Source organism: Mesorhizobium sp. M6A.T.Cr.TU.017.01.1.1 (assembly GCF_004023115.1).
Classification (GTDB): Bacteria; Pseudomonadota; Alphaproteobacteria; order Rhizobiales; family Rhizobiaceae; genus Mesorhizobium; species Mesorhizobium mediterraneum.
Map to the genome: position 1 here is coordinate 1 of NZ_RZTA01000183.1, position 7,633 is coordinate 7,633.

The following is a 7,633-nucleotide window of genomic DNA, read 5'->3' on the forward strand; positions in this document are numbered from 1 at the left end:
GACATGCGCCGGATCGTTGGGACGGGAGAAAACCAGATCGCCGACGCCCGATCTGCCGGCCGGTTTGCCGGTACCGAGCCTGAACCTCGCGCCGGCATCCGCTCAGGCCATATGCCCGGCGCGCACAATGTGCCGTTTTCGGCGCTTGCTGAAAACGGCGAACTGCTGCCGAAAGACCGCTTGCGCAAGGTGATCGAGGACGCCGGCATCGACCTGTCGAAGCCGGTCGTCACCTCTTGCGGTTCTGGCATTACGGCGGCGGCGATCACGCTGGCGCTCGAGACGCTTGGCCATACCGACAACAGGCTCTACGACGGTTCATGGACGGAATGGGGTGGGCTTTCCGATACGCCCGTGGTGACGGGCAAGGACTGACGGTGATGAAGAACGGAGCGCTGGGAGACATCGAGGTCACGGTGACGTTTCTCGAAATGCATGTGCCGCCGGCCTATTCGCCGCCAGTGCCGTACAACCGTCAGATCGCATTGCTGAAGACCAAGGACATTCCACTGCATTTCTACCGCTATCTGATGGACCGGGTGGGCCGCAAATGGCACTGGGTCAACGTGCTGAGGCTAAGCGACGAGGAGCTGTCTGCAGGCATCCACCGCGAAGACCGCGACATCAGGGTGCTCTATCTCGACGGCGCACCGGCCGGCTTTTTCGACCTCAAGCCGCATTTGCCGGAGGAAGTGGAACTCGCCTATTTCGGCATGATGGAGCATGCGACAGGCCAAGGCATAGGCCGCTGGTTCCTGGGTGCGGCGATCGCCGCCGCCTGGTCGCATGGGCCGAAGCGGGTGACGGTGCAGACCTGCACGCTCGATCATCCTGCGGCACTGCCGCTCTACCAGAAACTCGGCTTTGCGCCGGTGGCGCAAAAGAAGGAGATCGTGCATCCAATGTCCTTAGCCGAGCGCTCGGCCAGCGTCATGCGGCCATGATTTTCTCCGCAACCTGAACTTATTGTTCATCAAAGCTTCAGCTTGTCTTTGCCATCTTGCCGGCACCATCAATGCGGCCGAGGCCGAAGGAGAAAAGACATGCTGACCCGACGCACATTTGCCGCCGCGCTGATTGCCGCGCTCGCCGTGCCGACCGTAGCCGCCGCCCAGGCGACCACGCCCTCGGCGGCGACGATCGAGCGCCAGCTTGAGGCGGCGCCCCGAGTTAAGCTGCGCCCGAACCAGCGCGTCACCATCCGCGAATTCAAGAGGCGGCCGGACCTGCGGCGCATGGCCCGCTCGATCGATATCCAGTCGATCAATTTCGCCTTTGGCTCAGCGGCCATTTCCAGCTCGCAATACGGCAAGATCGAAAACATCGCCGATGCGCTTCAGCGCATCTTGCGGCGCGACCCTGGTGCCCGTGTTTTGATCGAGGGCCATACCGACGCGGTCGGCTCCTTCCAGTCGAACCAAATCCTGTCCGAACAGCGCGCCGCCTCGCTGAAGCGCACCCTGGTGCGCGAATTCGACGTGCCGGGTTATGCGCTCGAAACCGTCGGTTACGGCGAGGAATTCCTGCTCGTGCAAACGCAGAACGAGAATTGGCGCAATCGCCGGGTGACGCTCCGCCGCTTCGACGACTTCATAAGGTAGTAAGTCAGATACTCGACGCCTGCCGAATCCTATTCTCCGTCTGGATCAACAGTCAAAACAGTCAAAAGAGAGCCCGGCTTGAATGAGCCGGGTTCTTTCCATATCGCTGGTCGTTCAAGCCCAATGTGATGGCGCGAAAGGACCAAAACGATGGCGATACGTGTGGTGATGGCCGGTGCGACCGGCTGGGTCGGCAAGGCGCTGGTTCCGGCGATCGGGGCGCAAGGCGACATGGCGCTGGCCGGGGCCGTGTCACGCAGCGGCGCGGGGCAGGATTCCGGGCTGCTGGTTGGCATCCCGGCCAACGGCATCACCGTTTCCGCCTCGCTGGCCGAGGCGCTGGAGGTGCCGTCCGACGTGCTGGTCGACTACACCAAGCCGCATGTAGTGAAGGACCATGCGCTGCTGGCCATGGAGAAAGGACGGCACGTTGTGATCGGCACGTCGGGGTTGGGTGCGGCCGATTTTGCCGAGATCGATGCTGCAGCACGCGCCAATCGTGTCGGCGTTATTGCAGCCGGCAATTTTTCGATCACCGCCACGCTGATGAAGCGGTTTGCTCTAATGGCGGCGAAATATGTGCCGGATGTCGAGGTCATCGACTATGCCAGCGCCAAGAAGCCCGACGCGCCGTCCGGCACCGCGCGCGAGCTTGCGGAGGCGCTGGCCGATGTCCGCAAGGCTTCGACCGCGCGGCCGGTCTCGGAGGTCTCCGGTGTGCCTGGAACGCGCGGCGCGGCGGTCGGTGCGGGCGAGGGGGTGCAGGTGCATGCGCTTCGCCTGCCTTCCTACATCCTGTCCTGCGAGGCGTTGTTCGGCCTGCCCGACGAGCGGCTGACCATCCGTCATGACGCCGGATCGTCCGCCGCTCCTTACGTGGCCGGCACGTTGCTCGCCATCCGGCGGGTGCAGGAGGTCACCGGGCTGGTGCGCGGTCTCGATGCGTTGATGGACTGATAGACTCGGCAGGAATCGGGTGGGAAGCGCTGGCGCAGCGGCGTAATTTCCGGTCGACGATACCGGAGATTTCGCCATGACCATCCAGTTCAAAGCCTTGCCCACGGAAGATGTCAGAGCCTTGCAGCGCGGCGGGCCGGACGCCTACGGCCTGACACCAGAGCGGAAAATATCCGACGGTGACGGCGTGCCTTGCCGCCACTGCCTGAACAACGTGGCCGCCGGCGACGCCTATCTCATCCTGGCCTACCGGCCATTCCCGGAATTGCAGCCCTATGCCGAGACAGGGCCGATCTTTCTACACGCCGAGGAATGCGAGCGCGCTGCCGAAGCCGAGGCGCTTCCCGAAATGCTCGAAAGCACCGACTACATCGTCCGCGGCTACGGCAAGGACGACCGCATCGTCTATGGCAGTGGCGGCGTCATCCCGACGGGCGCTATCGCGGCGCGGGCAGAGACTTTGTTCGAGCGCGACGACATCGCCTATGTGCATGTCCGCTCGGCGCGCAACAATTGCTACCAGTGCCGGATCGAGCGCGCGTGACGATCCGGGCGGTATTCATCTGTCGTACGCCTGTCGCAATGTCGCGTTAGAAAAGCATTGTCGATCGATTTGCCGACCGCGGATGAACCGGCGGGAAGTCTCGACATCCGAGGAAGCGGGGCTTTGGCTCCGCTTTTTTGTTGCCCGCATTCTCTCGCCCAAAGAAAAAGCCCGCCGGAACGACCGACGGGCTTTGACTGTTGTCTGGACGGTTTAGTTGAACTTGTACTTCGCACCGATACGGACGGTGTGGAACGAAGGCGTGGAGGTGAGGCTGTCATCCGGCGCCCCAATATCCGACGAAAAATCGTTCTTGGAGAACTGCGAATAGCGGTATTCGAGGCCGACGGTCACGTTGCTGGACATAGCCGTTTCCAGACCGCCACCAACTGAGAAGCCGCTGGAGTCCCAATCGAGGATATCACCGATGGGTGAGGACGCATTCAGATCGAAGTGCTGCCAGCTGTAGCCGCCGAGCACATAGGCCAGGGTTGATTCGTTGACTTTCATACCGACGCGGCCAAGCACATCGAAACCGTAATCAGTATCCAGATTAATGGATCCGCCCGGGAGCTTCAGCTCTGAAGTCATGCCGGAGTAGCGGGCATCAACCATGACGCCTGCGACCCAGCTGCCGAAGTCATGGTCGTAGCCGACGTTCAATTCGCCGAACACACCTTCGCCACCGAGCCCGTTGAACTCCAGGCCACCAAGCGGCGGAACTTCGATCTGATGCACCGACGCACCCGCGCCGGCGGCACCGCCGACGTAGAAGCCAGTCCAGTTGTAGGCAGGGGCCTCAAAAGAGGCGACACCGCCATTCTGGGCGCCAAAGCGATAGTTGGCCGCAACCTGGAACGTATGCCGCGACGTGTCCGTGTCGAGAACGCCGTCCGGTATATCGAACTCGGAAAGAATGTTCTGAGTACCGAAGCGGGTATAGCGATATTCTGACTTGATGGTCCAGTTGCTGTTGATGGCCGTTTCAACGCCAGCTCCGACAAAGTAGCCGCTCTGGTCCCAATCGAAGTCAAAACCTGCGTTCGTGTCGAGCTTGTACTTCTGCCAGGAATAGCCGCCGAGCACATAGCCCAAAGTGTTTGGCGTGAAGAGGTAGCCAACCCGCAAACCAGCGTCGAAACCATAGGTCTCGCGGATCGAAGCGTCCAATCCAGCAACATCGAGCGTGGTTTCAATGTTGCCGACATGGGCGTCCAAAAGCCCGCCGATCAGGAAGCGCGGCGACACCATGTAGTCGAAGCCGACGGTCAGTTCACCGTACACGCCTTCACCGCCAATGCCGTTCAGCGAGAAGCCAGGAAAAAAATCGCTGCTGAGCTCGTGGACATTGGCGCCGGCGCCAACACCAAAGCCGACATAGATGCCACTCCAGTTGAAGCCCGACGTCTCGACGACCGGCACAACTGCGTCGGCGGCATGAGAAACCGATCCAAGCCCCAGAACGGAAACCGCGCCAAGAAGAACAGATTTTGCGAATCTTTTGCTGATCATTGCCCCTACCCTTTGAAACCCAGCACGTCTCTAGCAGCAGCCCATGCTGGCCGCTGTAGCAAAAAAGTCACAGGAGGAGCAGATTGCAAGCAAGCCGAGCAAAACCGGTCAGCTAATCGCAAACCGTGAAATCTGCTTGCGGAAAAACAGAGCCGCCGACAGGCGTCGGCGGCTCTGTGGGGAAGGAATCAGGGGCGGGTTCAGGCGGCGAGAACGGCCTTCGGCTCGACCAGATCGTAGCCGAGTGCTTCGGCCACCGCGCGGTTGGTGATCTTGCCCTTGTGGACATTCAGGCCGTTGCGCAAATGATGATCGTCGACCAGCGCCTTCAGGCCCTTGTCGGCGAGCTGCAGGCCATAATGCAGAGTCGCGTTGTTGAGCGCATGGGCCGAGGTGACCGGCACCGCGCCCGGCATGTTGGCGACGCAATAGTGAATGACGCCGTCGACCTCATAGGTCGGCTCGGCATGGGTTGTGGCGTGCGAGGTCTCGAAGCAGCCGCCCTGGTCGATGGCGACGTCGACCAGCACGGAACCTTTCTTCATGCCCGATAGCATTTCGCGCGAAACGAGTTTCGGCGCGGCGGCACCCGGGATCAGCACGGCCCCGACGACGATGTCAGCCGAAAAACATTCCTCTTCCAGCGCCTCGACGGTCGAGTAGCGAGTGTGGACGCGGCCGCCGAAGATATCGTCGAGCTGGCGCAGGCGCGGGATCGAACGGTCGATGATGGTGACGTCGGCGCCAAGCCCTGCCGCCATCCGGGCGGCATGCAGGCCGACGACGCCGCCGCCGAGCACAGTGACCTTGCCGTGCAGCACGCCGGGCACGCCGCCGAGCAGCACGCCGCGGCCGCCATTGGCCTTTTGCAGCGCGGTAGCGCCGGCCTGGATCGACAGGCGGCCGGCAACTTCCGACATCGGCGCCAGCAGCGGCAGGCCGCCGCGGTCGTCGGTGACGGTCTCGTAGGCGATGGCCGTCACGCCCGAGGCCAGCAGGCCCTTGGTCTGCTCCGGATCTGGAGCGAGATGGAGATAGGTGTAGAGTATCTGGCCGTCACGGAGCTGAGCCCATTCATTGGGCTGAGGTTCTTTGACCTTGACGATCATGTCGGACTTGGCGAACACGTCGGCGGCCGTCTTGGCGATGGTGGCGCCGGCGGCGCGATAGGCGTTGTCGTCGGCGCCGATGCCGGCGCCGGCACCGGTCTCGACCAGCACTTCGTGGCCATGCGCGACATATTCGCGGACCGAGCCCGGCGTCAGGCCGACGCGGTATTCGTGGTTCTTGATTTCCCGGGGGCAGCCGACGCGCATCTTCTTCTCCTCCTGATCCAGCCCTTTGGGGCATGTTCCCTGTCCAGAGATAGTGAACCACGAATCGTCCCGTAGGTGTTTGCGAATGCGCTTGCGCAAGAGGGTGTGGTTCGATAATCGTTGCGCAAAATAGATGGATTGTCGCAGGAATCCCGAAAAATGCCGCTCGACAGGATCGATATCGCCATACTCGAGACATTGCAGAAGGATGGGCGGATACCCAACGCGGCGCTTGCCGAGAAGGTCGGCCTGTCGCAGTCGGCCTGCTCGCGGCGGCTGGACAATCTGGAGAAATCCGGAACCATCCGCGGCTATCACGCCCGGCTTTCCAATGCCGCTCTTGGCCACCAGATGACGGCGATCGTGCATATATCGCTATCGGGGCAATTCGAGAAAACACTGTCGGATTTCGAGGCGGCGATAAAGCGCTGCCCGAATGTTCTGTCCTGCCACCTCATGTCAGGCGAATACGATTATATACTGCGCATCGCGGCGAAGGACCTCGTCGACTATGAGCGCATCCACAAGGAGTGGCTGTCGGCGATGCCGCATGTGACGAAGATCAATTCGTCCTTCGCCTTGCGCGAGATCGTCGACCGAACGGCCGTGGGGATGAAGCCGGAGATGGCTTAGGCCTCGAAGGCCTCTGTCACCACCCGGTCCATCGGTACGTCATGCGGTTGCGGGTAGATGGTGGCGATGCGCTGCAACTCATAACCGACACCGATGACCAGCGGCTTGAACGGCATCGTCGCCAGCGTCCGGTCGAAGAAACCGCCGCCATAGCCCAGCCGATACTGTCCTGGATCGATGCCGACAATCGGCGAAATGACGATGTCGGGCAGCACCGGATCGCCTTCAGCCGGGATCGGGATATTCCAGACACCCTTCTCCAGCCGGTCGCCCGGTGCAAAGGCGCGAAAGATAAGCGGCCGGCCTTTCTCGATGACAACAGGCAGTGCGGTACGGCCACCGCGCTCATTGATGGACGCCATCCATGGCCGAAGATCCGGCTCGCCGCGGAACGGCCAATAGAGGCTGACCATGCGGCCGTCGATGGCACCGATCACCGCGTCGAGGCTTTCGCCGATGCGCTGCGACATTGCCGTCCGCACGTCAGCCGAGACAGCGAGGCGGGCTGCAATCAGCCGCTCGCGCTCGGCCTTGCGCCATCGTTTCACGTCGGTCCAGTCGGATAGGGGCGCCCGGAATTCCGGGTCGAGCTCGTGCATGAAGCAAGGCGGCGAGGAATAGTGCGCCGGACCGTCGTCATGATCGCTATCCAAGTTCCACTCCCGTCGTCTGTTTCGATGAAATTATACCCGCCGGCAGGATGGGGGCAGGTACGTTCGCGACATCTTAGGGCGGGCAGTCGGCAAAGTTGGATGTTGTTGCAGTGCACAAAACTATCTACATCAGCCTTGGCGAAATTGCTCTCCGGAGTGAATGAGATGAATGAATCCAGCCATCACGTCGTTGTCGTCGGGGCAGGCTTTGGCGGGCTCGAATTCACCCGCGCGCTTGACGGTGCGCCGGTGCGCATCACCATGATCGACAAGCGCAACCACCATCTCTTCCAGCCGCTGCTCTACCAGGTGGCGACCACGGCGCTGGCGACCTCGGAAGTCGCCTGGCCGATCCGCCATCTCCTGCGCAAGCGCAAGGACGTGACGACGCTGCTCGCCACCGTCAGCGGTGTCGAC

The 7,633-nt window shown here is 61.9% G+C and carries 10 protein-coding genes; 7 read left to right on the forward strand and 3 right to left on the reverse strand.

Going from position 1 to position 7,633, the window contains the following annotated elements; translation table 11 throughout:
* From EOB36_RS32155 to EOB36_RS32175, 5 genes are all read left to right on the forward strand, one after another.
* Positions 1-375: rhodanese-like domain-containing protein (locus EOB36_RS32155; protein WP_164897681.1), on the forward strand; the 375-nt coding region annotated here is incomplete at its 5' end.
* A 5-nt stretch (positions 376-380) separates the two neighbouring features.
* The gene (locus EOB36_RS32160; RefSeq protein ID WP_128286472.1) at positions 381-944 is read left to right on the forward strand and encodes a GNAT family N-acetyltransferase; all 564 of its coding nucleotides are present in this window, start codon (positions 381-383) and stop codon (positions 942-944) included.
* A gap of 99 nt (positions 945-1,043) precedes the next feature.
* Positions 1,044-1,601: an OmpA family protein gene (locus tag EOB36_RS32165; RefSeq protein WP_127206119.1), complete on the forward strand. Its 558-nt coding sequence runs from the start codon at positions 1,044-1,046 to the stop codon at positions 1,599-1,601.
* A 150-nt stretch (positions 1,602-1,751) separates the two neighbouring features.
* On the forward strand, positions 1,752-2,558 hold the full coding sequence (dapB, locus tag EOB36_RS32170) for a 4-hydroxy-tetrahydrodipicolinate reductase (protein WP_127206120.1): 807 nt from the start codon (positions 1,752-1,754) through the stop codon (positions 2,556-2,558).
* Positions 2,559-2,634: 76 nt separating this feature from the next.
* A complete protein-coding gene (locus EOB36_RS32175) occupies positions 2,635-3,102 on the forward strand; it encodes a DUF1203 domain-containing protein (protein WP_127206121.1) in 468 nt (155 codons plus the stop codon).
* A gap of 213 nt (positions 3,103-3,315) precedes the next feature.
* Here the strand turns inward: EOB36_RS32175 and EOB36_RS32180 are convergent, their stop codons facing one another.
* The gene (locus EOB36_RS32180) at positions 3,316-4,614 is read right to left on the reverse strand and encodes an outer membrane beta-barrel protein (protein ID WP_128286473.1); all 1,299 of its coding nucleotides are present in this window, start codon (positions 4,612-4,614) and stop codon (positions 3,316-3,318) included.
* A 200-nt stretch (positions 4,615-4,814) separates the two neighbouring features.
* The gene (gene ald / locus EOB36_RS32185) at positions 4,815-5,930 is read right to left on the reverse strand and encodes an alanine dehydrogenase (protein WP_128286474.1); all 1,116 of its coding nucleotides are present in this window, start codon (positions 5,928-5,930) and stop codon (positions 4,815-4,817) included.
* A gap of 159 nt (positions 5,931-6,089) precedes the next feature.
* On the opposite strand from ald, the gene EOB36_RS32190 reads away from it, so the two are divergent.
* Positions 6,090-6,563 (forward strand): Lrp/AsnC family transcriptional regulator, encoded by a 474-nt coding sequence (locus EOB36_RS32190; RefSeq protein ID WP_095488596.1) that lies wholly within the window; start codon positions 6,090-6,092, stop codon positions 6,561-6,563.
* On the opposite strand, the gene EOB36_RS32195 is transcribed toward EOB36_RS32190, so the two are convergent.
* Complete coding sequence (locus EOB36_RS32195) at positions 6,560-7,216, reverse strand: 5-formyltetrahydrofolate cyclo-ligase (protein WP_128286475.1); 657 nt, start codon at positions 7,214-7,216, stop codon at positions 6,560-6,562. The genes EOB36_RS32190 and EOB36_RS32195 overlap by 4 nt on opposite strands.
* Positions 7,217-7,381: 165 nt before the next feature.
* Here EOB36_RS32195 and EOB36_RS32200 point away from each other — a divergent pair.
* Positions 7,382-7,633: FAD-dependent oxidoreductase (locus tag EOB36_RS32200; protein ID WP_164897682.1), on the forward strand; the 252-nt coding region annotated here is incomplete at its 3' end.

Bases quoted from the DNA above. Each gene is read 5' to 3' on its own strand.
- EOB36_RS32160 (WP_128286472.1), top strand. From the start codon at position 381: ATGAAGAACGGAGCGCTGGGAGACATCGAGGTCACGGTGACGTTTCTC.
- EOB36_RS32165 (WP_127206119.1), top strand. From the start codon at position 1,044: ATGCTGACCCGACGCACATTTGCCGCCGCGCTGATTGCCGCGCTCGCC.
- dapB (WP_127206120.1), top strand. From the start codon at position 1,752: ATGGCGATACGTGTGGTGATGGCCGGTGCGACCGGCTGGGTCGGCAAG.
- EOB36_RS32175 (WP_127206121.1), top strand. From the start codon at position 2,635: ATGACCATCCAGTTCAAAGCCTTGCCCACGGAAGATGTCAGAGCCTTG.
- EOB36_RS32180 (WP_128286473.1), bottom strand. From the start codon at position 4,614: ATGATCAGCAAAAGATTCGCAAAATCTGTTCTTCTTGGCGCGGTTTCC.
- ald (WP_128286474.1), bottom strand. From the start codon at position 5,930: ATGCGCGTCGGCTGCCCCCGGGAAATCAAGAACCACGAATACCGCGTC.
- EOB36_RS32190 (WP_095488596.1), top strand. From the start codon at position 6,090: ATGCCGCTCGACAGGATCGATATCGCCATACTCGAGACATTGCAGAAG.